Source organism: Providencia sp. PROV024 (assembly GCF_032709665.1).
In the GTDB taxonomy this organism is placed as follows: domain Bacteria; phylum Pseudomonadota; class Gammaproteobacteria; order Enterobacterales; family Enterobacteriaceae; genus Providencia; species Providencia huashanensis.
This window is the reverse complement of record NZ_CP120546.1, coordinates 105,800-132,749: the sequence shown is the minus strand read 5'-3', so window position 1 is coordinate 132,749 and position 26,950 is coordinate 105,800. Positions and strand designations below refer to the sequence as shown.

At 46.4% G+C, this 26,950-nt stretch carries 35 protein-coding genes; 5 read left to right on the top strand and 30 right to left on the bottom strand.

The features are described 5' to 3' along the window. Positions 1-9 precede the first annotated feature (9 nt). The gene (locus tag P3L56_RS21780; RefSeq protein ID WP_226617171.1) at positions 10-429 is read right to left on the bottom strand and encodes a hypothetical protein; all 420 of its coding nucleotides are present in this window, start codon (positions 427-429) and stop codon (positions 10-12) included. A gap of 3 nt (positions 430-432) precedes the next feature. After that, the gene (locus tag P3L56_RS21775) at positions 433-1,326 is read right to left on the bottom strand and encodes a hypothetical protein (protein ID WP_052219389.1); all 894 of its coding nucleotides are present in this window, start codon (positions 1,324-1,326) and stop codon (positions 433-435) included. A 727-nt stretch (positions 1,327-2,053) separates the two neighbouring features. Between P3L56_RS21775 and P3L56_RS21770 the strand changes: the two genes are divergently transcribed. The 4 genes from P3L56_RS21770 to P3L56_RS21755 all read left to right on the top strand — a co-directional run bounded on the left by P3L56_RS21770 (position 2,054) and on the right by P3L56_RS21755 (position 4,366). Beyond that, positions 2,054-2,575, top strand: a complete 522-nt coding sequence (locus tag P3L56_RS21770; RefSeq protein ID WP_252501073.1) for a hypothetical protein — start codon at positions 2,054-2,056, stop codon at positions 2,573-2,575. A 363-nt stretch (positions 2,576-2,938) separates the two neighbouring features. Then, positions 2,939-3,184, top strand: coding sequence for a DNA polymerase III subunit theta (locus tag P3L56_RS21765; RefSeq protein WP_166267796.1), 246 nt, complete (start codon positions 2,939-2,941; stop codon positions 3,182-3,184). Between the two features lie 36 nt (positions 3,185-3,220). After that, a complete protein-coding gene (locus tag P3L56_RS21760) occupies positions 3,221-4,036 on the top strand; it encodes a hypothetical protein (RefSeq protein ID WP_042847303.1) in 816 nt (271 codons plus the stop codon). A 186-nt stretch (positions 4,037-4,222) separates the two neighbouring features. After that, positions 4,223-4,366, top strand: coding sequence for a Hok/Gef family protein (locus P3L56_RS21755; RefSeq protein WP_072035187.1), 144 nt, complete (start codon positions 4,223-4,225; stop codon positions 4,364-4,366). Between the two features lie 87 nt (positions 4,367-4,453). Here P3L56_RS21755 and umuC read toward each other — a convergent pair whose 3' ends face one another. From umuC to P3L56_RS21735, 4 genes are all read right to left on the bottom strand, one after another. Beyond that, positions 4,454-5,719 carry a translesion error-prone DNA polymerase V subunit UmuC gene (gene umuC / locus P3L56_RS21750; protein ID WP_042847494.1) on the bottom strand — a complete coding sequence of 422 codons (1,266 nt, stop codon included), beginning with the start codon at positions 5,717-5,719 and terminating at the stop codon, positions 4,454-4,456. Continuing rightward, positions 5,719-6,135, bottom strand: coding sequence for a translesion error-prone DNA polymerase V autoproteolytic subunit (gene umuD / locus P3L56_RS21745; RefSeq protein ID WP_042847304.1), 417 nt, complete (start codon positions 6,133-6,135; stop codon positions 5,719-5,721). The genes umuC and umuD overlap by 1 nt, the downstream gene beginning before the upstream one ends. Before the next feature lie 69 nt (positions 6,136-6,204). Next, positions 6,205-6,558 (bottom strand): hypothetical protein, encoded by a 354-nt coding sequence (locus P3L56_RS21740; protein WP_210790441.1) that lies wholly within the window; start codon positions 6,556-6,558, stop codon positions 6,205-6,207. Between the two features lies 1 nt (position 6,559). Continuing rightward, complete coding sequence (locus P3L56_RS21735) at positions 6,560-7,270, bottom strand: GntR family transcriptional regulator (RefSeq protein ID WP_196053751.1); 711 nt, start codon at positions 7,268-7,270, stop codon at positions 6,560-6,562. 185 nt (positions 7,271-7,455) lie between these two features. Here P3L56_RS21735 and P3L56_RS21730 point away from each other — a divergent pair, with 185 nt between their 5' ends. After that, complete coding sequence (locus P3L56_RS21730; RefSeq protein WP_042847308.1) at positions 7,456-8,148, top strand: helix-turn-helix transcriptional regulator; 693 nt, start codon at positions 7,456-7,458, stop codon at positions 8,146-8,148. A gap of 14 nt (positions 8,149-8,162) precedes the next feature. On the opposite strand, the gene P3L56_RS21725 is transcribed toward P3L56_RS21730, so the two are convergent. The 24 genes from P3L56_RS21725 to P3L56_RS21610 form a co-directional block, all read right to left on the bottom strand. Beyond that, positions 8,163-8,831 (bottom strand): hypothetical protein, encoded by a 669-nt coding sequence (locus tag P3L56_RS21725; protein ID WP_042847309.1) that lies wholly within the window; start codon positions 8,829-8,831, stop codon positions 8,163-8,165. A 44-nt stretch (positions 8,832-8,875) separates the two neighbouring features. Then, on the bottom strand, positions 8,876-10,030 hold the full coding sequence (locus tag P3L56_RS21720) for an acyl-CoA dehydrogenase family protein (RefSeq protein WP_042847312.1): 1,155 nt from the start codon (positions 10,028-10,030) through the stop codon (positions 8,876-8,878). Positions 10,031-10,039: 9 nt separating this feature from the next. After that, positions 10,040-11,473: an FAD-binding oxidoreductase gene (locus P3L56_RS21715; protein WP_072035188.1), complete on the bottom strand. Its 1,434-nt coding sequence runs from the start codon at positions 11,471-11,473 to the stop codon at positions 10,040-10,042. A gap of 30 nt (positions 11,474-11,503) precedes the next feature. After that, positions 11,504-12,352 (bottom strand): GNAT family N-acetyltransferase, encoded by an 849-nt coding sequence (locus P3L56_RS21710; protein ID WP_166267800.1) that lies wholly within the window; start codon positions 12,350-12,352, stop codon positions 11,504-11,506. 182 nt (positions 12,353-12,534) lie between these two features. Beyond that, positions 12,535-12,813: a hypothetical protein gene (locus tag P3L56_RS21705; protein WP_226617167.1), complete on the bottom strand. Its 279-nt coding sequence runs from the start codon at positions 12,811-12,813 to the stop codon at positions 12,535-12,537. 71 nt (positions 12,814-12,884) lie between these two features. After that, positions 12,885-13,208, bottom strand: a complete 324-nt coding sequence (locus P3L56_RS21700; protein ID WP_042847315.1) for a hypothetical protein — start codon at positions 13,206-13,208, stop codon at positions 12,885-12,887. Continuing rightward, on the bottom strand, positions 13,208-13,771 hold the full coding sequence (locus P3L56_RS21695) for a hypothetical protein (RefSeq protein WP_042847318.1): 564 nt from the start codon (positions 13,769-13,771) through the stop codon (positions 13,208-13,210). Before P3L56_RS21695 ends, P3L56_RS21700 begins: the two co-directional genes overlap by 1 nt. Beyond that, positions 13,768-14,280 carry a hypothetical protein gene (locus P3L56_RS21690; RefSeq protein ID WP_210814695.1) on the bottom strand — a complete coding sequence of 171 codons (513 nt, stop codon included), beginning with the start codon at positions 14,278-14,280 and terminating at the stop codon, positions 13,768-13,770. Before P3L56_RS21690 ends, P3L56_RS21695 begins: the two co-directional genes overlap by 4 nt. A gap of 2 nt (positions 14,281-14,282) precedes the next feature. Next, the gene (locus tag P3L56_RS21685; RefSeq protein ID WP_042847321.1) at positions 14,283-14,702 is read right to left on the bottom strand and encodes a hypothetical protein; all 420 of its coding nucleotides are present in this window, start codon (positions 14,700-14,702) and stop codon (positions 14,283-14,285) included. Positions 14,703-14,710: 8 nt separating this feature from the next. Continuing rightward, a complete protein-coding gene (locus P3L56_RS21680) occupies positions 14,711-15,481 on the bottom strand; it encodes a hypothetical protein (RefSeq protein WP_042847323.1) in 771 nt (256 codons plus the stop codon). A 25-nt stretch (positions 15,482-15,506) separates the two neighbouring features. Then, positions 15,507-15,869, bottom strand: coding sequence for a hypothetical protein (locus P3L56_RS21675; RefSeq protein ID WP_042847325.1), 363 nt, complete (start codon positions 15,867-15,869; stop codon positions 15,507-15,509). Positions 15,870-15,992: 123 nt separating this feature from the next. After that, positions 15,993-16,388, bottom strand: coding sequence for a hypothetical protein (locus P3L56_RS21670; RefSeq protein ID WP_191901253.1), 396 nt, complete (start codon positions 16,386-16,388; stop codon positions 15,993-15,995). 86 nt (positions 16,389-16,474) lie between these two features. Then, a complete protein-coding gene (locus P3L56_RS21665) occupies positions 16,475-17,356 on the bottom strand; it encodes an AbaSI family restriction endonuclease (protein WP_042847328.1) in 882 nt (293 codons plus the stop codon). A gap of 50 nt (positions 17,357-17,406) precedes the next feature. After that, positions 17,407-19,122, bottom strand: a complete 1,716-nt coding sequence (locus tag P3L56_RS21660) for a DUF4942 domain-containing protein (RefSeq protein WP_052219395.1) — start codon at positions 19,120-19,122, stop codon at positions 17,407-17,409. 124 nt (positions 19,123-19,246) lie between these two features. Then, entirely contained in the window at positions 19,247-19,855 is a 609-nt protein-coding gene (locus tag P3L56_RS21655) for a hypothetical protein (protein ID WP_042847330.1), read from the bottom strand. Positions 19,856-19,927: 72 nt separating this feature from the next. Beyond that, the gene (locus tag P3L56_RS21650) at positions 19,928-20,380 is read right to left on the bottom strand and encodes a hypothetical protein (protein WP_042847331.1); all 453 of its coding nucleotides are present in this window, start codon (positions 20,378-20,380) and stop codon (positions 19,928-19,930) included. A 12-nt stretch (positions 20,381-20,392) separates the two neighbouring features. Then, positions 20,393-20,860 (bottom strand): hypothetical protein, encoded by a 468-nt coding sequence (locus P3L56_RS21645; protein WP_042847333.1) that lies wholly within the window; start codon positions 20,858-20,860, stop codon positions 20,393-20,395. Positions 20,861-20,948: 88 nt separating this feature from the next. Next, positions 20,949-21,596 carry a DUF2726 domain-containing protein gene (locus P3L56_RS21640; protein WP_052219397.1) on the bottom strand — a complete coding sequence of 216 codons (648 nt, stop codon included), beginning with the start codon at positions 21,594-21,596 and terminating at the stop codon, positions 20,949-20,951. Between the two features lie 37 nt (positions 21,597-21,633). Then, positions 21,634-22,002 (bottom strand): hypothetical protein, encoded by a 369-nt coding sequence (locus P3L56_RS21635; protein ID WP_252501100.1) that lies wholly within the window; start codon positions 22,000-22,002, stop codon positions 21,634-21,636. Beyond that, positions 21,999-22,319 (bottom strand): DUF1064 domain-containing protein, encoded by a 321-nt coding sequence (locus tag P3L56_RS21630; RefSeq protein WP_052219416.1) that lies wholly within the window; start codon positions 22,317-22,319, stop codon positions 21,999-22,001. The genes P3L56_RS21635 and P3L56_RS21630 overlap by 4 nt, the downstream gene beginning before the upstream one ends. A 242-nt stretch (positions 22,320-22,561) precedes the next feature. Continuing rightward, entirely contained in the window at positions 22,562-23,557 is a 996-nt protein-coding gene (rdgC, locus tag P3L56_RS21625) for a recombination-associated protein RdgC (RefSeq protein ID WP_042847513.1), read from the bottom strand. Positions 23,558-23,796: 239 nt separating this feature from the next. After that, positions 23,797-24,618: a DNA adenine methylase gene (locus tag P3L56_RS21620; RefSeq protein WP_166267806.1), complete on the bottom strand. Its 822-nt coding sequence runs from the start codon at positions 24,616-24,618 to the stop codon at positions 23,797-23,799. 54 nt (positions 24,619-24,672) lie between these two features. Further along, positions 24,673-25,314 (bottom strand): nucleoside triphosphate pyrophosphohydrolase family protein, encoded by a 642-nt coding sequence (locus P3L56_RS21615; RefSeq protein ID WP_052219399.1) that lies wholly within the window; start codon positions 25,312-25,314, stop codon positions 24,673-24,675. A gap of 226 nt (positions 25,315-25,540) precedes the next feature. Continuing rightward, a complete protein-coding gene (locus tag P3L56_RS21610) occupies positions 25,541-26,809 on the bottom strand; it encodes a DNA polymerase III subunit beta (protein WP_226617165.1) in 1,269 nt (422 codons plus the stop codon). Between the last annotated feature and the right edge of the window lie 141 nt (positions 26,810-26,950).

The following is a 26,950-nucleotide window of genomic DNA, read 5'->3' as shown; positions in this document are numbered from 1 at the left end:
ATCATTGGATTAGCCCTCTAGATTTAAGCTAACGTGCAGGTCAACGGTTGCCTGGCAGCCGGGGATGTATCTCGGCCAATCAGTTGCATTTGCTCGCTTTATAACCACGACCTCAAATCCAAACTGATCCGCAGTCAGGTCAACAATAAAGTCAGCATTATCCGCAGTTGCTTCACACCAATAATGGCCGTGCTGAGATGATGATGTGTATAACCCTCCGTCAGCGTACCCATCACCTCCACGGATCCGTGTCGGATAGCCGCCTCGGGTTAACATTGCGGCCAGCATCAAACTGGCATATAGACAGGTTCCCTTGGTTGAGGAAACATTGCAGTGTGCTAGTAACCCGTCGAGTATAATTCTTGCCTTCTGGGCAATCTCGGTTAATGAAGGTCGGGCTGGTGGAATGGTTAGGTGATGTGGGCTCACGGATTAGCCCTCATTCAACAGACGCTGTATAGCCGCTCTGACACGCAGGATTGCCGCACGCTCAGCGATTGTGCTGAATCCCTTAGTGTTATGCTTGCGTTCAAAAATGTCTTTTTCCCAGGCGGAGATATAGCCCTTTTCCCGTGCCTCGGCCAATTTGACTACCAGTTGTTCAGGATCTGAAATGACACAGAAGGGGGTGGCACTAACCTTTGCGAGGGCCTGCGCTTCTGCGGTGGTTTCCGGTAGCGCTTTGGAAATCCCGGCCTGCATCATTTTGGTTTGGATGTTAGCTCGTATCGCGTGCTGTTTGACCGTTAATTTTTTCATAGGAAAGGTCCGCAATGCGAAGTCCTTTTCCCACTGGTTGATGACATTCTGATTGAATGCGGTTTGGATGTGACTTGCACCGTAGACCAGCGCACGACTTTCTTCACCCATGTCTGCTAATTTGGCATTGATAGACTCACGCGTTTTCCGTTGTTTCTGCGTTAGCTTCCGCTTGTCGATGTTGCTCAGGTAAAACTCAAATTCCCAGGGGGTAATCACGGATTGAGCCAATGCCATTTCAAGCAATTTTCGACTGGCTGCTTTCGTACCGTCTTTTGATATCCGATCAATTGCATTGAAAATGCCATCCGAACCCAGAGCCATGAATTTATTGACGCAGCAGTTCCCAACTCTTGCAGCCTTGTTGTTCGTTTTATTTTTGATAACGCAGATTTTTATGATTGGCTGATGGCCGCACAAGCACTGGTCAGCTATCTGCGCCCGAAAAACTTGCTGTAATGACCATTCAGTACGGGCACTTTCCCAATCTTCAGCCGTGGACATTTTCGTAATGCGCTGCATTAATTGTATGTGCTTGTAACTTTTTGCTTCGTTGCTCTCGCTCATTGTTTTTCCAGTCAATCAAATCCTTACCTTTTCCCTGTAGGGTATAGATTTTGCCAAATAAGGGTCAACGGAAAAGCACCCTGTTTTGTTGTCCTTTTCGGTACAATTAACAGCGTGTTAGTAATTGCATATTTATGCATAAAAACTAATGGAATATGAGTGAGGTTTAAGCCGTAAAAAAGGGGGTGACTCGTTAAAAGTCACCCCCCACACTGGATCCCCACCCAGACATACAATGCTTCACATTCGTTTGCATTGATTTAAATCATACATTCTTCAGAATTAGATGGAAGTCTTTTTTTGGTCAAAAAATGCATAAACCACGAATGAACATTTGAAGCGAAAATGCGTGATAAAATTGTCACGATTTTTCCATTGCTTACAGCAAGTATATATTTGCTCAGTATAATTTGCATTTTTACCACCGTGGGTCGCGTTTATGCAGCATGAATGACCTATGTGCAATGTGGGCACAAATTAACCAGAATTTAACAAATCACTCGATGGTGCGCACAACTGAAAAGCGCCGATAAAACTAGCCGTTTCATCCAACCTTTGTGACAAAATTGGTTTATCCTCTTTGGATAAATGCCTTTCTTGGCTAATTGGGCATTTCAAAAGCCAGACATTGTTTCTTGAATTATTACGCATGATCTCGGTTAAGTGATTTCGTCAGGCGACTGGGCGGGCTTACCATTTCTGTATTAACGTACAGAAGGAGCTCAGAATGACTGCAATAATTGATAAACAGATTTCCGCCGCGAACTTAAATGCATTTGGCTGGCAGTTGGGAGACCACATTCACTCAACACCGTTTACCTCCCATGTTTTTTATCTGCGGGACTACCGAGATGATCAGGTGCATTTGGTGACCATTGGACAGCGGGACTTTGATTCAGCGCGCACAAACCTTGATGTGCCCATTGGGGCTCATGTGGAGGCAATAGCTCAGCTCATTAAAAAAAGTAGGAAAAAAGCATTATCGCAAAAGCATGCTGGCGCGCTCAGCTTTGCGTTAGTGAATTACATCAAAAACACTGGCGCTTATCGCCAATGGCTCACTTTGATTTCACCCTGCGAACGCATGCACGCAGTCATGAATATCTATAGCCAGAAAAATGGCCTAGTGAGACTTCGGCCATTTATCGTGCGCCACGATGAGTTAATGCTGACACCGAACGATGTCATGCAGAGCACTGAACAGATTTTTGTGATGGATAAAGCCAGGAATCCAGAGTGGTTTAACTAATCTGATATCTACTCGATAATAAGAAAAGAAGAGAGCGTTTGCTCTCTTTTTTTTGAAGTGACTCAACATTGTGTAATTTTGCATTAACCTGCAAGTAGACGAGTAGGGCAGGAACGCATAAAATTATAATCGCGAAATGCCTTTATAAATCAATGGCTTATTTAACATAATCCTCATTATATGTATCGCGTTAACAATTTTAACAATTGGGTTTCCTGAGGAGATTTCGAACCTCAAAGTGTCAGAAATGGAATTGAAAGATGAAAATGAGAGCCAACGCATCTTGTTATCTTTCAATGTGCATAGACTTATACTTTAACCATATTATGATCGATGGATTAGACGTTAAATTAAAGGCACGACATGGGACACAACTTAGCGGAATTATCTAAAGAAGAAATGGACAAGGTTAATGTTGACCTTGCTGCTTCAGCCGTTGCTTATAAAGAGCGACTAAATAAGCAAGTGCTTGATGTTCAAGTTGAACAGGAGCAGCCAGAGCACCTGAGAGAATATTTCCGTGAGAGATTAGCTCATTACCGCAAGCTTTCCGAGACACTGCCTGGCGCGGGCTATTACGCAACGCTAGACAGCAAAGCACAGCAATGAGCTTACACTTTTAACCTACTTTTATATGGATATTAAATGACGGAATTAAACAAAAACGACTGGATCATTGAAGCTGATAAATCTATTAAGGATGTCTTAGCTAATGCACTACGAACCGATAAAAATGGTTCTTGGGATGAAAATCAGATAACAACGAACGCATTGAATGCCATTGGTAGCTTAGGGAAGCAATTGAAATGGAAATCGCAAAACCAATCTACTGTTTGGGAGTCATATAAGCAAAAAGGCAAGGCTGAGACAGCTTCAGGGGACGTACTTTTTTTTATTAAAGTAATCTTATCTAATGAGGTGACCATCGAGGGGGTAATTTACTACGAAGCAAAAAAAATGTATTTAAATGAAAGACAAGAACCTACAGGATACTCAGCTTTTGACTTCAATCAATTGGGCAGGATAGTACACCACTCATGGGGAAGCAACATATTACTATACGACGTAAGCCTTACTTCAAGTGCTAATGGAGGAGACCCGGAACACTCAGTTGGTTCGTTTGCTTTACCAGCTGCTTTTGTTTATTCCCTCCTAAAAGGCACTAGCAGATTTACTTCCAATCAATCCAAAGAATTACCAGGCTTAGGCAAGCCGTGGGCAAATTTTTTGGCTGATAATTTCTCTGGATTTGGTTTAGATTACCATCCCGCAGTCGTCGGTTACGCAAAGGAATACATATCTCAAAAGCATCCATTGTTACCTGCAAATATAGTCATTGCAACCACAAGTAAAGCGCCAGAGATAGAGCCAGAACTGGACCGCCGTTTTATTATTCCAAATTTATATATCCCGTCTGGTGAAGATGCAGATGGTGAGGTCATTCGTCATACTGATGATTAATGAGATCAGATGTTTGTGGGAAGTAAAAGTCTGTTATTATGGATTTGGGTGCTTGAATCATTTTGGTTCGAGCATTTGCAAGTTCCAAAAAGACGAAAGCCCCGAATTATATATGACAATAATTCGAGGCAGTCTCCAAACGTAGCAATTTGATTCTGCCTCCTTTAACAAAAGGAGTCAAGAGGAATGACCAAGTTTGCCCTTATTAGGCTGATTGCCGTATGTATTACGGTTTTGTGTTTCTCTCTGCTAATGCGAGATAGGCTTTGCTCTTTGAGTGTAAGCAGCGGAAATACAGTGGTTCAAGCTACTCTTTCCTGTAACGAGTAGTCTTGTGGGGGAGTTATCTCCCCCACATTTCTCTTTCTTTTGCCATGTTCGGTGATGCAAGCACCCTTTTCAATGCCTTCCTGACGATCAACGCACCTTCGCAATCGGGAGGTCATTGACGTTTGTTGTATATTCCGGAGACAGCATGCCGCGCGTCATTCCCCAGGATGGGTCACATCCTTTTCCAGCAAAGCCAATATTGAATTTTCCAGATCGATTCATGTTATCCAATAGAGCCATCAACTCTTCACTTCTTTTAAAAGGTTTGGCGGTGGAAAAAAGGTCGAACTGAGTAACATTTGAACCGGAAAAATCAGACAGCATCACGCCTGCTCGGTGGTATTGATACCCTTCCCTCCAAATTGCCCCCAGAGCTTTAACTGCGGCATTAATGATATCTCTTGTGTCTGCGCTAGCGTACACCAGACGCTCAGTAGCCCGATTGCTATACAAAGGGCCTGGCGAATAATGGCTTGTGCCAAGGAATACACTGACGACGCCACACAGTTGCTTTTCAGCCCTCAATTTCTCACTCGCTCTCTCTGCATAGGAACAAATTGCCTGGTGCATTTCGTCATAGCATTGAACTTTTTTGCCAAAAGATTTCGAGGAAATAATTTGCTCTTTAACTTTTCGCACTTCTTCTATTTCAATACAGGACTCACCGTTGAGCTCACGAACCGTCCTTTCAACGACAACGCCGAAGGTTTTTCGGATCGTAGCGATATTAGCATCAGCCAACTCTAACGCGGTATTAATGCCCATCATACGCAGCTTGGCAGAAATGCGACGACCCACCCCCCAAATCTCATCAACCGGTAATAATGACATCAATTTTCTTTGTCTGGTTTTTTGGCTTAATTCGACTACGCCCCCGGTTTTGCTCCAGCGCTTTGCCGCATGATTAGCCAGCTTGGCGAGTGTTTTTGTCGGACCAAAACCAACGCCAATAGGAACATGTGCAATTTGCAAAATGTCTTTTTGGATGGCCCGGCCAAATTCCTCGTACCCCCCTAACCTTTTACTTTCTGGCACGATCAGAAAGGCCTCGTCTATTGAGTATACTTCCATGACATCTGCAAAAGTGGATAACACAGACATAGTTCTGTCTGATACATCCTGGTACAAGGTGTAATTTGAAGAGAAGACTTGAACATTGTTTTTTTTAAAGAAATTTGCATTTTCAAAGTACAGAGCCCCCATTTTAATACCCAGCGCCTTTGCCTCCTTTGAACGTGAGATTACGATATGGTCATTATTTGCCAGAACAACAATAGGTAAGCCCTGGAGGCGCGGGTTAAAAGCAGACTCGCACGAACAATAAAAACTGTTAATGTCGCAGTGAGCAAACATCATAACGTTTTGTGAATAACGTAGGTCACAACCCCAAAGACGGTGAACTCAGCCCAATCAGCTATAGGAATTGGAGAAAAACTTGGGTTCATCGGGATAAGTGCTGGATACGGCGTTTTTTGGAGTTTTTTGATAGTAAATTCGCCATCTATGGAAGCGATGATAATGTTTCCGTCATGCGCCTGTAGGCTACTGTCTACGATAACAATGTCACCATCGCTAATATTGGCGTCGATCATTGATGTACCTGATACCCTCAAAAAATAGGTTCCCGCCGGGTGTGTTATTAATAATTCGTTTAAGTCTATGTTTTTTTTGGCGTAATCAGCGGCTGGGGAGGGAAAGCCTGCGGGAATGAGCGCCTCGAAAAAAGGCAGTTTTATCCCCGCTGGTAATTCACATAATGAAAATTGCATAACGCCACCTTTTGAATAACTGTAAATATATACAGTATTATTATTCAGGTGCGAATGATTGTCTAGTTGCTATTTTGTGATGGTATTCCGGTAAAGAATATACTCGCGATACAGAAGCATGATAAACCCACCCGCGACAAAGCCTGAAATGCTGCTCTGATATCCTTCTGGGGGGTGATAGCCTGCGATGGTAGCGAGTAAAATACAAGGCATACCAACCAATATAACGATTGTCCTTACGGCCTTTTGCCTGCCCATTAACATTAAAAAGGCAAGGCCAAGTATGAAGCCAAGCAATGTCGTAGCATCAACACCCAGACTAACAAGTCGGACTATGATTAAGGCGATTATAAATATTGCGATGAGCAGCTTATTTTTTTGGTTGCGGTACATGTAATGAATGAATTCAAGTAACCGCATCACCTCAACCTTCCCCGTGAATATCCATATACAATTTCATACCACTGTCGATGGAGTTCGTAAATATCTTAATTATAAGATCTGCATTTCTGTTGATAAGAGCATCGCGCAAAGGATAATAATATTTAGGCCATTCCTCTAAGGAAGTTGTTTCATAGAGGAAGTGGAAGCTAGGCCCCACACTTACCCAAAGCTGTGTAATCAACGCCATAAGCTCAGGGGAATCAGAAAGCGTAAACATCCGCAGTCTCAACGCCCAATGCAATTGAACGGCGGTTTTAATGTCCCCCGACAAGTGTGCCGCTTCGAGTTCGAGCGTCAATTCCACCAGTGAATTAAGCGCTTCGTCAGACATGATATTTATTGAACGAGTGATGGCGGGTAGTTCTAGCATCTTCCGTATGCCCATCAATTCAATAAGTCGATCAGGATGAATATCCGGAACCAAAAAAGCGTGGGAAGGTGAAACATGTAACGCTCCATACGAAGAAAGCCTTACCAGTGCTTCTCTTACAGGAGTAATGCTCATGTTTAAAGATTCTGCAATTTCCTTGGTGATCATCTTTTGGCCTGGAGCAAGAAACCCCAGAATTAAGGCGCATTTTAGACGATTTTCAACTTGTTGGGTTAGACTGATTCTACGCGGAGGTTTTGCATTTAATGACAATAGGATCTGGTCTGAAATGTCACATAGTTGAAATTTATTTTTATTCATAATTGAAATTCTCGCGGAACTTTAACCTAACAAAATATTTTTAGGAACATTTTATTAGAATTGAATATTCTAAAAAAATCAATTTTCAGAAGTAACGAATTCTTTCATTATCATAGATCATGATGATTTTTGAATGAACGACGGGTATCCTAAGAGTAGTCATAGCTGTGTACTCTGAGGTTACGGTGAAACGGTTATTTAGCTTGGATGACGTTGATATTATTGAACAAATTTTGAAGGTTTCAGATGCGCTAGGATGCAAAGGCTTCTCCTATGCGGTCCAGCCTAAAAGCAAAAAAGGTGGTTCCGTAATCGTCTCGAACTTTCCACCACACTGGCAGGTTAGATACGAAAAACTATCATATCATCACATAGACCCTATCATGACATGTGCTAAAAAAAGTATACAGCCTTTTCACTGGGCTGATGCTGGTAGCAAACCATATCAGGATGTCAGAAATATTCAGATATCCGACCATGCCATTCCTGGTGTACTGAATGGATACACAATACCTTTGCATGACCACATGGATAACGTAGTGGCCTTTAGTGTTTGGAATGACAATTCATCCAGCGAACTCCAGCGACCTCATCATCCAATAAATGATAATATATATAGAAAAATCATAACCCTACATGAGATGATGTTAACCAAAAAAAATGAAGTGGCTGAAATAGAACAACACATCCTTAGCAGCAGGGAACTACAGGTGCTGCAACTGTCCGGACATGGAAAAACCTACAAAGAGATCGCTCAGACTCTATCAATTTCTGAGAACACTATAAAATTTCACGTTAAGAATATCCTAACCAAATTGAATTCTAGCAATATGAGACAAGCCATAACTACGTTAAAAAAGACTTCTGGCTATTTTTAAGTGGAGAAATAGCTTCAGAAAGAGTCACCATACACCCGCTCGGGCAGCGCGCTGAGTTTTTCACAAATCTCGCCCCTAACAAACAAGCAGTAATCCCGCTTACCAACCAAATACACATCGTAATCCACCAGGCAAGCATGTGCATTTGATAACTTCACAAGCAAAGCACTCATAATGTCCGGGAAGCCTGGCGCTTGATTCAACAGGTGAAAATTCACTGTAAATCGCGTAGGTAGAGACTCCAGAATATCTCTTTCATAAAAATCATTTTCATTCTGAACACCCCAGTAAAAACTTATCTTTCGTTCCGAATCTTTATTTGCTTCAGTGAGTAAAATAGAGCGAGCATAAGAATAACCAGAACCAAAGGCCAGAACGATGACAGGCCTACCGCTGTCTGAACGAAGCCAGGCGTTCCCCATAGGCCCGGCAACAACAACGTCATCACCGACCTTTAGTTTTTTGAGAAAACTATCATGCTTCCTTGTGTCGGCGATATGTAACTCGATCACCTCACCTGAGTTTTCGGGAGAAGCTATCGAAAAATACCCAGATCGGCCGCAATTTAGAATAACCTGAACATATTGACCGGGCTGATAATTTAGTTCAGATTCAAGTCGAATCACTACACGATAGATGTAAGAGTTTAGAGCTCTCATGCTTGATACAGTTGCCGTTACCATTTTTGCCTCACGTTAAAGGCTGGGGATGACCCAGCCAATAAACATCAAATGAACAGGTTGTTTGAATGGTTGTTTAGTAGAAATTGTCCACACTGCTGAACAATAGACTCACTGGCAACAGCGTGCTGATTCATGGTGTAACTGTCGCGCAACCATTTATCCATCGGTGTTTCGTTTTTATATATCGAAGCACCGCCCACCAAGTCATAAATGGTTGAGATGATTTGACGGGAAACCTTGAATGCTTGTTGCCTTGCCAGGGCAACTGTAATGCGGTGAGCGTTGCTCAGCGGCTCTTTACCTACAAGGCCATCCCATTGCTCATTCAGTGATGAATAAACGGCACATCGTGCGCTATAGAGCTCAATTTCACACCGTGCAAGAACCGCCTGCACTCGTGGACTTTTTTTCCACGAAACCGACAGTGAGCGGTCGTATTTGTGCTCAGCAAGGCTGATCGCATAGTCCAGAGCAGCACGCGCCATCCCGAGTGGTATTCCTGCCATGTTGCGCAGGATAGCATCAGGAACATCGTGTAAAGGCCCTTTGCGATAAGGCTCATTGAAACTAAAACTGTGCTCGTAGGGAACGAACATGTTATTGGCACCATAATCACGACTTCCACTTCCGGCAAGACCAGTCGTGTGCCAGTTATCGTGTAATTCGTACTCATCAGGTTTTGCCATCATAACCCGCCAAATTGGCGCTCCGTGGCGATCAACGACCTGATTACCATCCTGATAAACGAAACACCCTGCGCTGAGTATATCGCAATGACTTAAGCCACTGCCAAACCGCCAGCGGCCGGAAACACGATATCCACCAGGCACTATCTCTGCTTTACCTTGAGGATGTATCCAGCCTGCCGTAATCGAGTCAACGGTGAACATATCACGCGCCACAGGCTCATCTATAAAGCCTGAGTAAATACCTGAGTCACTGCCGATCATTGCACACCAAGCCACAGCAGCATCACCAATAGCCAGTTGCTCGATAACCTGGGTTTGCTGAGGTGAGGTTAATTCCAGCCCTCCCCATCCTAATGGGAAATTCATCCTGAATACGCCAATCTCCCTGAGTTTGTTAACAATATGGGGAGGTAGTCGGCGCTGTTCTTCAAGTACACCACCTTCAGCTGAAACTTCCTTTGCCAGCTTTTTTGCATTAAGTAACAATGATTCGAATGAGATTGCGTGCATTGCGATCACCTATAAATATCTGTCATTACTGATAATGTTATTGGGGTCAATGAATTGCTTTAATTCACGAACAAAGCTTCTTTCACCCACACCAGGAGTAATTGGATCCGCCCACTTGGCATGTTCAACACCTAGCCGGTAAGGGATAAATCCTTGCGCCGTAAATTTTTCATGTAATTTACTTAAAGCGGTCAATGAATCTGCCGACTCTTTTTCGCTTTTCTTAAAAGCGATTGAGACAACCAGGTCTATGACATCACCACTAAGGGCGTTGATCGTAGCCCCGCAAAGAACTCCGGTTTCGTTGTGAACTTCATCAATTAGCTGATAGGCCATTTCCAGCGCATCAGCAGTGAAAGGAATCAACGGAAGGAAAAAGATCCAGCCAGTGCCACCTGTATCAACTTTGTCGTGTCTAGCTCCCAGCGTTTTTCTAAGCAGAGTGTCATTTAGGGATGAATCGCCAACATGGGCAGCTTCAACCAAATTAGCGATCACATCAGGCCCAGGATAATTACCTTCAGTTACCGAATTCGATGTCACATTTGTAAATACCTGCGAAGATTCGCACAATTTTTTAATCAAACCGATTCGTTGCGAGACATCGTCAGATAGACCGTCCACACACAAGTGAACGGTATATAATCCGTCACTACCGCCATAGGTTGAGTTGGCCGTGGTGTCATAGATCTTCAATACGCCGCTACTCAGGCCGTTAGCCACCCATTTCTTCAATGTTTGTATTGCTGGTGAAAGCAACTTTCGGCTGAAGTTAAATCGGACTACATGTGTACTTTCAGGGCGGGTATGTAGTTTTATTACCCCTGCCGTAACAACACCAAAACTAGATTGCGTAAAAAACTGCACTAATGAGGGGCCTACACCATGCGGGTATATAGGCGTTTCAACACTTCCGGGCCACCAGCCAACACGGATGATTTTTCCCGTCGGCAACAGGACTTCAATGCCGACAAGGTCTTCAGTTCGTTGATGACGAAGTCCCACCCCTCTGTCCAAGGCATTGCCGAGGAAGCTGGAGTGAGCGGAAGATGCTGTAATGTTCAACATTTTTTGGGTGCCGATTAACAGCTCAGACAGTTCGCCTTGGGTCACGCCAGGCTCAATAATTGCCCAGCCTTGGTCTGTATCAATTTTCCGTACTGCATTTAATTTTTGTAACTCAACAAGGTAGCTACCGTCCGCAACATCCTCCCTAGAGCCCAGGCCCCAGTTGTACCCAATGCTGACAGGATGCAGCCGGGTGTTAGGAAACTCACTTGCACCTATCACTATTTGCTGGAGGTCTATGAGTGAGTTTGGACGTAAAATGCCTTTAATTTTTCTACGTCGAAAAGCACTGACGTTATCTGGTAGCCGTTTTGCCCTGACAACGCACTCACCATCTACACGCGATGCAATATAGCTAAGGAAATCTTCTTTCATGGTATTCTCTTATGTTGAAAGGTTGGTGTTTCAGAGTTTGGTTTTGACGTAACTTAGTTGGTCACTGAAAGTGCCATCTTGATTAATTAGTCTGTGTTTACTGACTCCTTCATGTACATAGCCTGCCTTGAGCGCGACTTTTTTGGAGGCCACATTTTCGGGTTTAACTCCTAATTCAAGGCGATTAAATCCTCCATCAGTCATCAGCCACTCAGAAAGCAATTTCAGGGCCTGAGATGCATACCCCTTTCCTCTGAACCCTGAAAAAACGCCGTAGCCAACATCACCAACCTTGGGTGGCACTACAGGCCGAAGGCTGATCCGACCAATTAATTCTTGTGTCTCATTTTCGAAAATAGACAGCATCATTTTTTCCCCCAGTAGCCAATATAGGCCTGCCAGACGGCAGTCTTTATCAAACTGAGAGAATGGGATGTCAGGATAGATAGACCAAAAACGAGTGACAGAGTCGTAGTGGTCTTGGAACATACGATGCCCATCGGGTCGGGCTGAAATGCGTAGCGTTACCACGCCATCGGTAAGGCCTTCTTGCGGGAATGGAGTGAAGGATTCGTGACCAGATTTAGCGCTGGAATAATGCAGTTCAACAATATCGATATCAGCGCCCCTGGGATCTTTAAACGCTATCAATCCACTGGGACTGAGTCCGGCATTCAGCGCTGCGGCTACTGCTGGTAGATTGTCTGAGTGAATTAGGCTCAGAACAGTTTTTCCTGCCTGCTCAAGCTCAAGAAATTGAGTCGTGAGTTTTAAAAATGCAGCCTCTGGGTCTGAGCACTCCCCCAGGGAGTGATAGATGACATTGTTAGAAATGGGATGTTCACTGAATAGAGACATTACACCATCGGAATCGCTCATTTGAACAACCCTGTGATGCATGTTTAGTTTATCTAAGACGTGCTGAGTGCTGTTACATAGCGGTGCGGAAGATGCATGATGTAAGAAATTCATCGTTAAACCTGTGAGATGGTTGTTTTGGCTAGGACGCTCAAAGCATATAGCCAATTCTTACAGGTTTAACCTACACAACAGGGTAGTTTTTATGGGGCAGTGGTATTAATGACCTTTGTGGCGACTTCCAGTTCGTCAATGGCAACGTTGCCTAGAAGGAGACCTAATCGGGTTGTAAGATTTAATTGGTTATTTGCATACAGCCAAGCCATTGCTCCCATACAATAGGATTCACGGCCTGAAGACTGATACTGCCCTTCCTCTCTGTCTTCAGCACCGCCCTGGTAGGTTGTCTTGTGGCAGAAAAAAACCTCCTGATCAGAAGAAAGCAATGTGCGCTTAATGTCATCCAGACGGCCCTCTGTCAACGGGATCCCTCCCGTCGTTCTGAACGGACAATTTGCGCAAGGTTTTTTAACGGCAAACAATTTTTTAATGTTCATTTCTGTTCCGTATAAATAATCGATGCACCTTTCCAGCGGCGAGTAGTGTTGAGCATGAAGTTAGGGTCGATACTGCGGACCGCCTCGGCCATCATTCGTGGTAAATCGTGCTCCACACCGACAATGTCGAGAGACATACAAAGGCCGGAAGCGTACTCGTTCAACAGCGTAGCAGCCAGCTCTGGTGTTGATACGCCGCGCTTGACTTCATCTTGCCGGACGGCCAGAACACCACCAAATTGGGCATAGACATCGCGCCGAATAGCATCAAGCAAGTGCGGCCAAAAAGCGCCTTTTGGTAACTCACTTAGGCGATTCATCAAAAAAGCCTCACAAGGAAGTCAGGGGTTGACTGCTTGGTATATAGATTACCATCACATCGTTCGCCATCGAAAGATTCCCAGCCCCATGCGGGGTCAACAGAGGTTCCTTTGAGCACTCTATCAATACGTGGCAGTTGAAGAAGGGCTTCATCGTACAAGGCCTGGTTGGTTTGCTTAAGCATCGGCAAGATCCGATTACCCATTTCCCACAGGTGGAACAGGATACCTTCATTTACGCCGGGCCTTGCTATCTCGTGTAACTCAGGAAGTGTCTTATGAATGCGACTTAACTGATGTTCCCAGTTCACATAGAGATCAACCTCTGCCTTGATTGCAGTGCGGTCAGTAATGATATTTGCGCCGTATATACGGTGCATTAACACGATGACATCCAATTCACATAACCCGTCATTGAGGAAATTGAAGGTCGGCAGGTTGAAGTGCATGAACTGAAGGTAAGCAACAGCCAGATCCACCTGGTGCAAGTTCATCATGGTTTCTATTGCGTAAAAATCATCTTTTCGGGTGGCGTATGTATGGGTAATGCGAAACTTATTCATTGCTGACCGCCTATGTTCCAGTGCCCTGGGATTACATCGCTTAAACGCATGAATGGTGTGTGTTGCTCATCAGAGGGGTAGCGTTCATCCAAAGCGGTAAAGACATCATCGGCATCCAAATCCGTTGCTCGAAAATCGTCCACCAGCCGACGAACTATTTGCCCTTTCCTCTCCAATTCAGTAAGCAACAGGATGACACGACATAGGGCTTGCTTAGCGCTGGCCTGCGCGTATCGAAGTTCACATGCGGCGACATTGGCTTCAGGGCTGATTGGAATATTAAGTTGTAGATAAGCCGTGGCCGCAGCACGGTTGTGTTCAAGGCTTCTCACCAATGCCCTGATCAATACAGGCATCGCACCAATGTGATGTGGTGATATCACGATACTAAGAGCGTCACTCTTAACTATCATTTCATTGGTGATTTTCCATTGATAATCGCGGTTTTTATTGTCCTGAACATACAGTAAACGGACCAAGATCAGGACAGCCGCGATCAGCACATACATCATCATTTAACCCCGTGCTTGATGTCTATTTGTTCAGCACGCGCAATGCTCCCGGCAATCAGTTGCTCGCATTTCTCGCGACGAAAATCTGAACTTGCGCCGATCTCATCGAACTGAGTTTTTAGCTGGCCGGTGTATTTCTCAACGGTTTCCTGCATATAGTCGGTCATTGCCTGCGCCCTTTCATCAGAATCCTGTTCAGCACCTAGCGCTTTAGATAACGCCCGCTGCATTTGTCGGGCAATTTCTTTGCCGCGCGAACTGGGGCTTTCAATGTAGGCTCGGCACTGTGCGATTGCGGCGAGTACAGCGCCATGCGAGCCTGCAATTTCGCCTATGGATTCTTTCGGCAAAGGTGCAGATTGAGCCGGAATAGACCCCAGAGAGAGCACCGCGATGAATATAGCGATAGAACTTTTCATTGTTAACCTCACGGTTTCATTTCGACGGGTAAAGCCAGCACGGCAATGCGATGGATAGCCGCAGTGATTAGCGCAATGGGCACGATCGCAGTGTAAACCAGCCAGTCACTATTAAGTGACGTGTACGACCACAGTGCGAACATGGCAAGGGATAGCATGGAAGTGGCAATCATGATGCTGACATTGCGGAACACGGCCAAGACGACGGCCTTGAAGTTGCTGAACAACGCCCCTTCACAACACACTACAGCCCCCACGAACATGATCATCATTGGCAGGACGAGCAAGGTCGTGAACGTCACCAGACTGTACATGTTGAAGTAGACTGGGAACAATGAAAAGAACCCCTGGGACTGAACGGCTGGAGGGGTTGATAACGGTACTGGTACTTGAGCATTACTTGCGGCAGCGCTGGCTGTCGGCATGTAGAGGCTGAGGCACCAAAGCACAAATACCAGCAAGAGTGTGGCAATAAGGCCAGTAAACAAAGTCACAATCAGGTTCCGAATGTGATTTTTAAATGGCAGTCTTTTGCCCGTGATTTTCTGTTGTGTCAGGGTCATCATCACCAGCGAGGTGATGAAAACAGGTTGGAGGATAAAAAAGCCGATATCGGCCATAGAAAGCCGCTGCATTAGCAAAGAAAGCAATCCTCCGCCGATAAAGGTCGGGACTATCAACATGAGCAAACCGTAAGGGCTCAAAAAGGATTTACACGTTTCGGTGAAAATGGATTTGATCGAACGGGTGCTAACTTTCGCGTGTCGCATTTTGGACATTGGACATCCCTTATTTGAAGGTTGGTTATTGGCCGCAACGCTTTTGAGGCGAAGCGTGGGAAATAACATTGGTGAGGTCACGGCGCTTTCGGCGGGTATTGAGGTCAACAACGTTGGAGTTAGAGGTTGTTGAGAGCAAGGCGGTCCGTTCGGCAGGACGATAGGCCTTAAGAGTAACGCCCTGGAATGTTAACGGGACTCCCTCCCCACCATCTTCATTGCAACGCCCCCCGGCGAGTTCATGCAGTTTCATACGCTGCTTCACATCCGAGGCTTTACGGCGAAACTCGTCCATGCTCTGACGGTCAGCCAGGCACTGGGCCAGATCTTCGTTGCTCAATGTGAAGCGGTATACCACCAGCTTTAACCAATATTTAAAGTTACCCATGACTCTTCCTAAATGGTTTCGAATGGGTTAATTGTCTCATGCAACTACTGCTGACAAAGAATGCAAAGGAGATCGAAATGACCTCCTTTTCTTTCAGAATTTCAACGCAGAATGGAGGATGATTTATTTCGAGGCTGTCATTGATAGGTACTTTTTACACTGCTGGTGGACACGACCGGCAAGAATGATCGAGGCGCTATAGTCGAGAACATCTAACCCAAAATGATAGAGCGTTTCATCGTTAGTCGGCTCAAACCAGCGACGAACGCCACGACGGCCAACTTTCAAGAACCAGGAGATACCTGTGGCTTTGTCATGTTCGATGAAGAGTCTTTCAGCCCCCTGCTCATCGGTGATGATAAACCCTGCCCCTTGCGGGTAGATAAGGCCTGAAGCACCAGGAGGAATGCAAGTTGATTCATTGGCTGAGAAAGCCAGTCGCTTTCCACGCAAATTTACAAACTGAGTCACGCTATTGTCCTGAAGAAAAATGAACAGCAGATAAAAAAAGGCAGGCATTGGAACCCACATGCCTGCCTATGTGTGACGTCATTTTAAGATGAGGTGAACCTGTGACGAAGTAAAATGGGCGACAAAACGCGGTGCTATTTTTGCCCTGAAAAAACCTTCACGCGTGTATCTACCCGCTTGAAAACATTAACGCCTTCAGTTGATTCAGACTCGTCTTGGGTGAAAACCCCCAGAAATCGATATAGCGTTCGATTCAGTTCATCGCGCGAATGAGCCATTACGATGCGGTAACACCATGTTTCCTTATAGTTACGCTCAGGATTAAGGCTTTCTTCCCTTATCAGATCGCCATTAATGGAAAGTGAATTATCCCATTCTCCTGCCTTGTATAAACGTGGAAACCAAACCATCACATCCCCGGTCAACCCTATTGCTTCTACAGCGGCTTTGGGTAATCGCCAGCCTCCTGATTGATGGTGGCCTTTATCTCCATAGCCAAAGCACTGTAAAGCATCACGATGATATCTGAATACAGCGTAAGGTCCCGCCTCCAGGAAACCTGCATCAATATGTTTTTGAGCAGTATAGCGTTCTTCATAGTCCCAGGAGAGGAACAAACCTTGCATTTCCAGCTGGGCTTTTCTATCCCTGACGAACTGGATAAATTCGTCAACGAGTTGATTGATGGCATCCAGGGTTAGGTTATTGGTCGGAATGCGTTTTTCAATAAATCCGGTCGCTTCCAAAATATCTAACCGACGAATACCGTCAGCCTTTTTTGCATCATCGCTGTCATGGTGTGCTTCGTCTATCTCAAGATACAGCTTAAGTTGAGGGAAAAGCAGATCAGCAAGGTAAATCTTTCCAGATTCTCCTTCCTTACGGATGCACTGCTGGCAAACGAACTCAAGCTGCGGATCATCCAACTTGTGAAAGATTCTATTAATGATGTAGTGCTCCCAGCGCTTGTGTGAAATTTTTGATAATGCTCGGAGAACGTAGTCGGTTTTACTCATAGGTTTACCAGTGCGGCCGTTATGGCAAATCCCATTAACGGCCGAGAATATTAATGGAAATCAATAGTAAATAGTCTAACTTGCACTCCAGTTCCTTCAAAGGCATTTTCATATTGGCCGACCTGATGTACATCACACTCACGATCTATCAACGCCTGAATACTTTCGTCAGTAGCGCTTCCAGGTAAGATAACCACAATACGCCCTTCACTCTTAACAAACTGCTGCGCATGCTGTAGGTGCAATTTCCAACGATTGTCGGAGTATGGAGGATTCATTAACACACGCTCAAATAGGCCCAGTTGCGTTACCGTGGTACTGAGGAAATCTTGCTGGTGGGTATCCCAGCGCAAGCGAGAGCACATGGCTGCGACATTGTTTGCCTCGACCCCGATCACCTTAACACCTTCTGGCAAATTGCGAAGTAGCGCACCAAAGCCGATGCTGGGTTCAAGTAAAGTATCACCCTCACGCGGGTCGCATTCGTCCATAGCCGCTTTCTGGAGGTCCCCCGTTGTAGGGTAGAACTGATGTGTTTTTTGGTCGGGCAAGGTACCACTGATTGCGATCGCTTTAAACGCGTCCATCGGCCAGAATTCAAACTCGTAGACTTCAGGCTTTACCTCCACCGCGCCAAGGATACGGAAGATACTATCAAGTTCCTTTTTTACCAAGTCGGTGTATTGGTATGGTCGGGGCATCACGATAGTAAATGGAGCCGCACCATATTGCTTCGCACTGTGTTGGTTGTTTCGGGCCATTTCAGCCAATTCTGTGCAGGTTGGGAACGCAATCCGGTAATCAATTAAATCGCCCGTGTATTGCGTGTTTCGAGGTGCCTTGTTGGTTTTTCCTCTCTCTTTGAATTGAGGGATGAGGCCTGGCATACGGTAAGCCAGTACCGTATTGAGGTCATCGCAAACAGTCTCGGAGACCTGAATATGTACATTGCCGTTAAGGAAGCCTTTACAGGTCAGCGCGCCACCGTCTACCGATATCCATTCTCCCACGTTACTGCTGAGGGATTGCTCCAACGCCCACTTATTCACGATTTCAGCGCCAGGACGGCCTTGCATGAGGCCGATGATTTTACGCAGATCGCTGAGGTAATCCATATTGTCATAACCGCGTTTATAGTCGCGGCATGGCAGGCAATTGGTGATCACCATCTTCGGACTAAAACCTTGAGCCTTGTTAGTTTTGTGAAACACTGACAGTTTTTTGAATACGCCTTCGACCATTTCTGCGAAATAATCTTTTTTCTCAGTGGTCAGGCTTTTTGCAGTGGCGAGCACATTCTCTTCTGTGAAGGCAACAGGCCGTAGGGCGGCAAGTCGATCTGGAGATGCTTTGCGCCACTGCCTAAGCGTGTTGTACCACTCGTCTTTCCGGGCGGTTGGCATAAAATTACGTACACCAGTGAGATCCAATACTTTTTGCCAGAAGGACTCATCCAATGCGCAGGTGGCTCGCTGGAGATCAAACAGACAATCAACGGCCAATGTTGTCCCTATCGAGTTGTTACATCCGTCAGTAAAATAACGAAATGCCTGGCTATGACGTTTACCCATAACGACGAGGTGCAATGAGTCAATTTCGCTACGTGCATCGTGGTATTCTGCGAGTAGTTGCGTAAGTGCGTTGAACAGACGAAACCCTTCGTGTGGGGTTATACCGGCATGATGACCATCTATAGCTTGATACAGAGGAAGTATCGGCTGAAATTCAGTGGCGGGGTTGGGTTCGTAGATGGCTAAACTTGTCATGGGGTACCTCACTGGAAATAGAATTATTATCCGGTGGGACTAACCGCTGACGAAGGGAAAAAGTCAAAAAAAAAGCCTCGTCCTAACGAGGCATCTATTAAAATGAGGTACTACTTATTATCTCTCAACACACGTCGTCTTCAACATCCTCACCGAACTCATCGAAACAAACCCGCGTCGGGAGAGCGACTCCTTTGGGGCGAAACGTATGATGGAGCTGGAGGTTGTTCAAAAACTCTGCTTGTATGAGTATTTTTATACTGTTACGTAGAGTATCTGAGGTCGGGTTTAAGATCCAGCCACATTTTACGCGTATACCACGTTTATTCGTGATCAGCGCGGTGCATTCACTTTCATGATCGGACTCTTGATTGCAGTTCGGGCAAAGGAATACCGGCGTAGAGCCGCCTTCCATGAGGGCCTCGCGAAAGTCTTCAGCGGTCGGCCAGATATAAGCATCGCAAATTTCCGGCAGACGCTGCTCGTTATAGAACTGAGCCGGTGCATCATGACCTCGAATACCCTCCAGTGACTGAAGGATCCGCTCTGGCGAAAGAGATAACACATCGCTGTATTCTTCCAACTTCGCGTAGGTCGTGTTGCGCATTATGGTCACAGTTAACACGTCCGCGCCCGATCGCAAGGCTACATTTTCAAGCGCCTGAATAGCTCCCTCAACCGAGTTCGGTGGTAATTGGGTATGAATGCGTTGCGCTATCAGTGACTGGCTCATTTTCACTTCCTCAGGAATGGTTGTAATGCCGATTTTACTTCGGCTTGTGCCGCTGACTGAATTTTCCAGGTACTACAATTTGCTGCTCATGGTTAGGCCATCACTTGTCGGGATGTCAAAGCACAGGGCATTTCCAGACTGATATTCGTAGTCACCCATCAAATAGCAAAGTTTGAAATTCCCGCGATGGTACTGGCGCAATTCAAGCGGCAGACCCGGATTGGGGAAGATCTGTAGCTGAACAGTAAATTGGCCTTTTGTGGTCTGGAAATCAGTCTTCAAACCAGTGCCCGTTTCATTTGAGGCTCGAACAACAGGCTGCGTGACCGTGCCAACATCCCAGGTGGTGATCAAGGTTGTCGAACGCAAGTAATAAATCACGGAAAGCCCGGCCACAAGCAAGACCAAAAGAAATGCAATCAGGAACTCCCTTGACGTAATTGTGTACGACCAGTGTTTTTGCTTTTTGCGCGTGTTTTTTTTACGGCGCGGAGCTCTTTTAGGAGGCCGCTCAGGAGTAGTCATAAAAACCTCTTTTTAACTTTTCGTGGCAATTTTTAAGCCAGCCAACATGTACATCACTTGAATTTCACTCAAGGTGCTTAGGTTTAATTCTTGTATATATCTACATATCCCTTCCGGGGTTTCAACGATCGGCATGCCAGGCAATACACCTCCACCAGCACGCTTTGCGAGATGCAAACCTGCATAGAGATGTTTGATCTGATGAGAAGAAAGCGCCGATATATCCAGGTGTGTCAGATAATCCCGCTGCCGCTGAATGCTATAGCGTTCGCGGACATCATACTCATCAGGTAGTGCAACAACGCCTTCTATGCTGGTTGCTGTGAATTTATCAAAGGGAGAGGAAATGCCAGCAACAATGAACCGTTGTTCGGCAACATTAACGACCTCACCTTTGGAAAGATGACCGTCCTGGTGCTGAATGAATACCGTGGATCCGGTATACAGGTTACCTGTCCAATATCTATAGGATTGAGACATTCCACGCCCCCTTTAAGTGATCTCACAAATACATGATATCAGTAGTTCAGAATCGACAAAGCCCGAACAAGTCGGGCTTTCATTTGGTTTATTCGAATTGACCGTCGGAGATGGTCTCCGATATATCTATCGCGAGATCGTTATCGCTGATATCTGCCAGGCGCTCGTAGCGGTAGAGCGGGATATTCAGGTGGCTGAGCAGGCCAATCAGAAATGCACTGTTCTCAGATTCGGCCAGTCGCTCTTCAGTCAGCATGACCAGTACAATTTCGCCGCTATGCACATCGCTTAGAACAAAGTTAAAGTTCATTCGCGACATAAACTGCATGGCACTTTTGACGTCCAGACTTTGGCTCTCAAAATCCTTTTCTTCGGCCTGAATAATGTCGGTCACTCTGACGCGTGGTGCAACCGCATATTGGTCGGCAAACATCTCAATCAGGCGAGAGTACAGATTGCTGGCATCGCGCGGGAGAATAAATTTATGGCGTTTGTACCCAACGTAAATGGCCGGAGTCAGTTCGTCATCACTGGATATCACGCCTTCGTGATCTTCCCTTTGATAAATTCGCTCACCCGTTTCGGCATCAATGGGAAACAACTCGTCGAGCGTTGGCTTCCGGCTCCCCTTTTCGCCGCCCGGTTTTTTTTCCGACTTCCCGGTAAAAAACAGTAAGTAGGCCAACCCTAATACACCTGCAATAAATACGGCCAATCCAATCATCTTGAAAGACATGACGCACCCCCGTGCCTGTCTTGGTGAGTAATTCCTGTTATACCGGCCTGACCGCAATGTCGTTGCGGATCAGGTAGTCAGCCAGGTCCCTAAGTGAAGAAACGCCCAAGTCCCGCAGTACCGCAGGCGGGCGCTCTTTATTAATTTCGGCTTCACGCGCTTTGCGGACATTCTGCAAATATCGATACATCTCTTCCGGCAAAGTCATGGCTTTGGCACTCAACAGCGGGTAATCGCTGCGGGCAAACCACGCTTCATAGGCCGCATCCTTGCGAACGTGATACATGGAGGGATCCATTTGCCCCTCGACGGGCGGTTGCCAAGTATCGTCATTGCGCTTCTTGCGCTCCGTGGATAAGAACCAGGTTTCGAAAAATTGCTTTACCACGCTATCAGTTACGCTCATGGATTTTCCTTGTTGTACCACGGAGAGAAGTCTTCAAAATTCCAACCTCCCTCATCTTTGAGCCATTTCACGGCCAGAAAACGGAAGGGATAGTGTTCTGCTGCAAGCTTTATCTTGACTCTCGCGTCCTCTTCCCAATGCCCTTTCACTTCATGCACCTCCAGATCACCCGAGGTCAGCATGACGAAAAAGTCCGCTGTATACGTTGTTTTGTCGGCAAGGCGCAGTTTGATTGATTCGAACTTGAACCAGGCGACTTCACCAGCATGCATACGCCATTTCAGATGTTCGGCGTAGCGTGCTTCTGTTTTATTCATTGTGCCCGTTCGCAACCGCCCCAGCGCTTGGGTCCGTAGCTTTGCTGTCAACTCTGCGGGTGCAGACTCAAGGCTTTGCTGGATGGGCGTTACAGGCTGCACGTCTTTCTTTGGTACCGATTTTGAACTCGCGCTCCGGCCCATTCTCTGTTCGTATTCGCGTTGCTGTTCTTCAGTCCAACGAAGCATTAGACGTTACCTTCGGTTTCGATTACCTAATTCATACCCGGTATGGTTACACGTTATTCGTCGTCATCCAGCTCGCTGTTATCGGCCGCCTCACCACTTTCATCGCCTTCCTCTTTGTCACCCCCGTCAGCTTCAGTTGAGGACTTAGCTTCCCCGCCGAACGCAGCAATTAACTGATCAAGGAGCTCCATAATGACTCCGGTAAACAAAACGAAGTCTGCATCAAACCTCTGCACTTCATCTTCACGATCAATATCATCGTTTTGCTCAATGAGGGCGTCAGCAAAGTTCAGCCTTGAGATGACAAAGCTGTCGTTGATGACGAAATTAAGTTGCTCCATCCAGCTCATCGCCAGCTTAGTGACCAACTTGCCAGCTTCGATGTGGTTAGCAATCTCATCGCAAACCAGATCTTGTCGTTTTGTCGTCACAACGCCACCGTCTTCCAGAATAGCTTCCAGGGTCGCTTCATCGCACAACGCCAGGCCTGGAGGCAGCTCGGAAGAGCGAACCCACTCGGTCAGCTTCAGCTCAACCGGAGTTTCTAACGTGAAAGGTATGATAGGCAGAGTGCCCAGTGTTTTACGCAGGAGCGCTGCCGCGTCTTCAGCGCGTTTAAAGCTGGTGGTATCCACTATGATCAGCCGGGATTTGGGATCAATCCACATGTTCATGTTGGCGTATTTACTCAGTGCTTTGGGTAGCAATTCCCCTAGCACCAGGTCGTTCAGCGCTGAAATTTCTGTGCGTTTCAGACGACGATTTTGCTCTTTTTCCAGCTTGGTCACACGCTGGCGCACGAGCTCTTTTACCGTGGCCGGAGGAATGATTTTGCTCTCGTTACGCTGAGTCAGCAGAATGAGGCCATTCGCCTGGTGAGTAAGCTCTTCGTACTCTTCACCCAGCGGGCTGACCCAACCAGTGCGCGCCATATCCTGCGGGCCGCACGGCTGAAACATGAAGGGTTTCAGTTGTTCTGTGATGTTACTGAAGTCAATCTGGCGGGTGATGCGGTACACCACGACACTTTTGGGACGAAAAAGAGGCATAGCTCCCTCACTATGATTTTTAATCAGAAGGGGCTTGCCCTTTGATTTTTGTTTTGACAGGTACTGGATGCGGTCACGAATAGCCAATTGCACCCAATACACCACATTGTTGTCTTTGATAAATTCAAGGTATTGGCGACTAGCTTCAGCAGGGTCATACCGGTGAATGATGGCAATTTCATCGCAGAATCGCTCAGTTAGAGGATCCTTGAGCGGTGGAATTTCAAACACCGGCACGGTCATGCTGAGGTCTTGCCGGAAGATACAGCCCGACGGATAGCGATAATTTCATTCGCCTTTTTCCCTTCCCCCGTTCCGTTATAAACACTGCGTGGGGCAGAAAACCCTTTAACTGCGAATCCGGCATACATCTCGCGGATGTTCTCGGCATCATGGCTGGAAGCCACCACATGCACCCCTTCCTCCGGCAGAGTATTCAAAATGCCCACCAGCTCGCGTTGTTGGGCTTCAGAGAATCCGCTTGCGTGATAACCTGTAAATTTGCCCGGATTGACATAAGGCGGGTCACAGTAGACCACGTCACCTTCACCGGCCAGTTTCAGCGTTTCTTCATAGCCTGCGCAAAGCAGATCCACATTTGCAAGGCGGTCAGCCATGTAGCGGATTTCTTTCTCTGGCAGATAGGGTTTGCGGTAATCGCCCCAGGGTACGTTAAACTCCCCTTTACGCTTGTTGTACCGGCACAGACCACGATACCCGTGGCGGTTCATGTAGATGAACATCGCGGCCATACGGACTGGCTCAGCTGTACGTTCGTTAAATTCTTTACGGATCGCATCGTAGTGTTCGCGAGTACGGCACGTAGCATAGAGTTCAGACAGTGCAGCAATAACGCTTTCAGCAGCGTTGCGGATGGTGTCGTAAGTGTTGATTACGTCGGCGTTGATGTCAGCCAGTACGTAGTTTGAATACGCGGTATTCATCATCACTGCACCCGAACCACAGAAAGGTTCGATCAGACGGGCACCCTTTGGCAGCGCCAACTTCAGCTGAGCCATGACGCCTTGCTTACCCCCAACCCACTTCAGAACTGTATTCATTATTTCACCATAGAAAGCGGGCAACCCCACGTTGCCCACATGAATGGATAAGGCTTACTTGATGCCGTTTACCAACGCTTTGCGCTCTTCGACGAGATTACGGTTCTCATCGTGTGCCAGGAACGCTTCAAACTTCTCTGGATAACGGACGGCCAGCTTGACGATATTGGTTTCCAGAATACGGCCATAATGGATACCGGAGGCCGATGGGAAAACACCCAGGCTATACCAGTTCAGGTCGCCGAACTCTTCAGACAGGTTAACCAGGTCCAGCGACTGTCCTTCAATCGTGTTCACCAGCGCTTTGCAGATTTCTGCGGATTCAGTAAACACACCCAGAGAGGCATGCAGAATGCGCGAGTCGATTGCACCCAGGGAACCGAGGCCGATATTGTGTGCTTTGCCGTCAAAACCAGTCATCATCATGGTGTTGGTGTCGTCATGCAGCTCATCAGCGGAAATGGACTCCGGCGAAAGCGTGCCGATCAGGTCTTGCAGGTCGGCCAGGCCTTTTTTAAAGCGATTAATGTCAATCGGTTTACGGTAAAAAATACCTTTTTTAAACTGGTCCAGCATTTCACCCAGTGAGTGAGCCGCTGACAACAACAGATACAGGTGAGGCACACTCACGCCGCTGATGTTAGGGATCACCGATTCGGTGCGAAGGGCTTCTTCATGGTATTGCTTCAGTTCCACGTAAAATCCTCAAGTTTCTTTATTGCTGGTGGAGCAAGAGGTAACTTTTGAAAAATAAATGTTACCCATGCGGGAGAAAGTGCTCTCATCATAACCGTTGACGTTTCCCATTCCCTTCGAAAAGGCGGTCAATTTGTCGTTGTTTTTCAGTGGGAAATGCCAGCAGCTTTGCACGATTGACGTGCGATTGCTTTTGGTTAACAAAACAAACAGTTAGTGCGACTTGTTAGAATCTGACTGGCATGATGATGTCGCAGCAGTCATCGCCGAAGCCGATTTCCAACCCTGTTACCGTGTCTTTCAGGGCAACAGTTATTTCTGTTTCTTCGTCTGAATGTGAGATCAAGCTATTCAGTGCGCGAAGCAGGTATTCGCAGTTGATGCCGATTTCAATTTTGTCTTCCTGCTCCCCTGCCACTTTTTCGATATCCAGCACTTCCTTGCACTCGATCAGGTTTTGATTAGGGGACTTAATCATCAGCGCATTACTTTTGAAAACGAATACGCCTGTACTGTTCGCATTCTTACTGACTGCGCCTGCATTGATGAGCGGCAGCGCACGGCTTAATGCGTCACGGAGCACCAAGGCATTTATGCTGAACTTCTCTGTATTGTGCTTAACAACACCTGCAACACGATGCCAATCGGGATAGCTGCCATTAATCAGATTGGAGACCAAGGTGACATCACCCAGGTTAAAGGTCAGGTAACTTTCGCTGTAGTCAATACGGAAATTTCCTTGGTTTGCACCCAGCAACTTCATGAGGATAGGACATACTTCGATCGGCAGGATGACCCCAGAAGAAGTCCCAGACAGAGATGCAGGGGCTACTGGTGTCACGATCTCTTCTTGTGGTTCGTTCGTAAACAGTACGTCTTGAGTCATTACAGACATTCGGTGCCCATCGGTCGCGACGGCGTTGAAGGTATTTTTATCCAGACTCAGGAAAACCCCATTCATGTAATGGCGAACGTCATTCTTACCCGCAGAGTGCATGACACGTTGCAAGGTTCGATGCAGCATATTGGCAGGGAAAGTGATGCTGTACTTGGCTGTCAAATCGGACTCGTCTACAACCGGGATTGTGTCCATACACAGAGGAATGTTGTAAGCATTTTTGCCGGTACGAATGATGAGGCGATTTCGGTCTTGGTCGCATCGTACATTCACGGTTTCTTCACCTTTCATGTTACGGAACAAGGTGCTGATATGGGTTGCAGGTACAGAGGCCACCATATCACCGTTGGCTTTATGGACCACTCCACGGGAGATCACTTGCCCGGTATTGTAATCAACACCGAGCGCGCTCAGGTTGTCCCCTACCAGGGTCAGGGTCAACATTTCCAATACTTTGAACTGAACGTTACCACGCTTAATGATCATGCAAGGCGCATCGATGATACGCAGCATGTCATTTGCAGAGATGTCGAAGCCTGGCAGATCTTTGAAGGTACGCTTCTTTGGTGCCGCTTGCTGATTCAGAGTTGTGGTCATGTCGGATCCCTATAATTTAGTAAGTAGTCATAATTAGACTACCTCGACCCAAACTGGTGACGAATAGCAAAACAGCGAATTATTTAGGATAAGTGAAGTATTATGGCTTCACAAAATAAATGGGGTCACTTGACCCCATCG

What these genes read in the sequence shown, in the direction of transcription:
- P3L56_RS21775 (WP_052219389.1), bottom strand. Translation starts at nt 1,326, where the DNA reads ATGAGCGAGAGCAACGAAGCAAAAAGTTACAAGCACATACAATTAATG.
- P3L56_RS21770 (WP_252501073.1), top strand. Translation starts at nt 2,054, where the DNA reads ATGACTGCAATAATTGATAAACAGATTTCCGCCGCGAACTTAAATGCA.
- P3L56_RS21765 (WP_166267796.1), top strand. Translation starts at nt 2,939, where the DNA reads ATGGGACACAACTTAGCGGAATTATCTAAAGAAGAAATGGACAAGGTT.
- P3L56_RS21760 (WP_042847303.1), top strand. Translation starts at nt 3,221, where the DNA reads ATGACGGAATTAAACAAAAACGACTGGATCATTGAAGCTGATAAATCT.
- P3L56_RS21755 (WP_072035187.1), top strand. Translation starts at nt 4,223, where the DNA reads ATGACCAAGTTTGCCCTTATTAGGCTGATTGCCGTATGTATTACGGTT.
- umuC (WP_042847494.1), bottom strand. Translation starts at nt 5,719, where the DNA reads ATGTTTGCTCACTGCGACATTAACAGTTTTTATTGTTCGTGCGAGTCT.
- umuD (WP_042847304.1), bottom strand. Translation starts at nt 6,135, where the DNA reads ATGCAATTTTCATTATGTGAATTACCAGCGGGGATAAAACTGCCTTTT.
- P3L56_RS21735 (WP_196053751.1), bottom strand. Translation starts at nt 7,270, where the DNA reads ATGAATAAAAATAAATTTCAACTATGTGACATTTCAGACCAGATCCTA.
- P3L56_RS21725 (WP_042847309.1), bottom strand. Translation starts at nt 8,831, where the DNA reads ATGGTAACGGCAACTGTATCAAGCATGAGAGCTCTAAACTCTTACATC.
- P3L56_RS21720 (WP_042847312.1), bottom strand. Translation starts at nt 10,030, where the DNA reads ATGCACGCAATCTCATTCGAATCATTGTTACTTAATGCAAAAAAGCTG.
- P3L56_RS21715 (WP_072035188.1), bottom strand. Translation starts at nt 11,473, where the DNA reads ATGAAAGAAGATTTCCTTAGCTATATTGCATCGCGTGTAGATGGTGAG.
- P3L56_RS21710 (WP_166267800.1), bottom strand. Translation starts at nt 12,352, where the DNA reads ATGAGCGATTCCGATGGTGTAATGTCTCTATTCAGTGAACATCCCATT.
- P3L56_RS21700 (WP_042847315.1), bottom strand. Translation starts at nt 13,208, where the DNA reads ATGAATCGCCTAAGTGAGTTACCAAAAGGCGCTTTTTGGCCGCACTTG.
- P3L56_RS21695 (WP_042847318.1), bottom strand. Translation starts at nt 13,771, where the DNA reads ATGAATAAGTTTCGCATTACCCATACATACGCCACCCGAAAAGATGAT.
- P3L56_RS21690 (WP_210814695.1), bottom strand. Translation starts at nt 14,280, where the DNA reads ATGTATGTGCTGATCGCGGCTGTCCTGATCTTGGTCCGTTTACTGTAT.
- P3L56_RS21685 (WP_042847321.1), bottom strand. Translation starts at nt 14,702, where the DNA reads ATGAAAAGTTCTATCGCTATATTCATCGCGGTGCTCTCTCTGGGGTCT.
- P3L56_RS21680 (WP_042847323.1), bottom strand. Translation starts at nt 15,481, where the DNA reads ATGTCCAAAATGCGACACGCGAAAGTTAGCACCCGTTCGATCAAATCC.
- P3L56_RS21675 (WP_042847325.1), bottom strand. Translation starts at nt 15,869, where the DNA reads ATGGGTAACTTTAAATATTGGTTAAAGCTGGTGGTATACCGCTTCACA.
- P3L56_RS21670 (WP_191901253.1), bottom strand. Translation starts at nt 16,388, where the DNA reads ATGCCTGCCTTTTTTTATCTGCTGTTCATTTTTCTTCAGGACAATAGC.
- P3L56_RS21665 (WP_042847328.1), bottom strand. Translation starts at nt 17,356, where the DNA reads ATGAGTAAAACCGACTACGTTCTCCGAGCATTATCAAAAATTTCACAC.
- P3L56_RS21660 (WP_052219395.1), bottom strand. Translation starts at nt 19,122, where the DNA reads ATGACAAGTTTAGCCATCTACGAACCCAACCCCGCCACTGAATTTCAG.
- P3L56_RS21655 (WP_042847330.1), bottom strand. Translation starts at nt 19,855, where the DNA reads ATGAGCCAGTCACTGATAGCGCAACGCATTCATACCCAATTACCACCG.
- P3L56_RS21650 (WP_042847331.1), bottom strand. Translation starts at nt 20,380, where the DNA reads ATGACTACTCCTGAGCGGCCTCCTAAAAGAGCTCCGCGCCGTAAAAAA.
- P3L56_RS21645 (WP_042847333.1), bottom strand. Translation starts at nt 20,860, where the DNA reads ATGTCTCAATCCTATAGATATTGGACAGGTAACCTGTATACCGGATCC.
- P3L56_RS21640 (WP_052219397.1), bottom strand. Translation starts at nt 21,596, where the DNA reads ATGTCTTTCAAGATGATTGGATTGGCCGTATTTATTGCAGGTGTATTA.
- P3L56_RS21635 (WP_252501100.1), bottom strand. Translation starts at nt 22,002, where the DNA reads ATGAGCGTAACTGATAGCGTGGTAAAGCAATTTTTCGAAACCTGGTTC.
- P3L56_RS21630 (WP_052219416.1), bottom strand. Translation starts at nt 22,319, where the DNA reads ATGAATAAAACAGAAGCACGCTACGCCGAACATCTGAAATGGCGTATG.
- rdgC (WP_042847513.1), bottom strand. Translation starts at nt 23,557, where the DNA reads ATGCCTCTTTTTCGTCCCAAAAGTGTCGTGGTGTACCGCATCACCCGC.
- P3L56_RS21620 (WP_166267806.1), bottom strand. Translation starts at nt 24,618, where the DNA reads ATGAATACAGTTCTGAAGTGGGTTGGGGGTAAGCAAGGCGTCATGGCT.
- P3L56_RS21610 (WP_226617165.1), bottom strand. Translation starts at nt 26,809, where the DNA reads ATGACCACAACTCTGAATCAGCAAGCGGCACCAAAGAAGCGTACCTTC.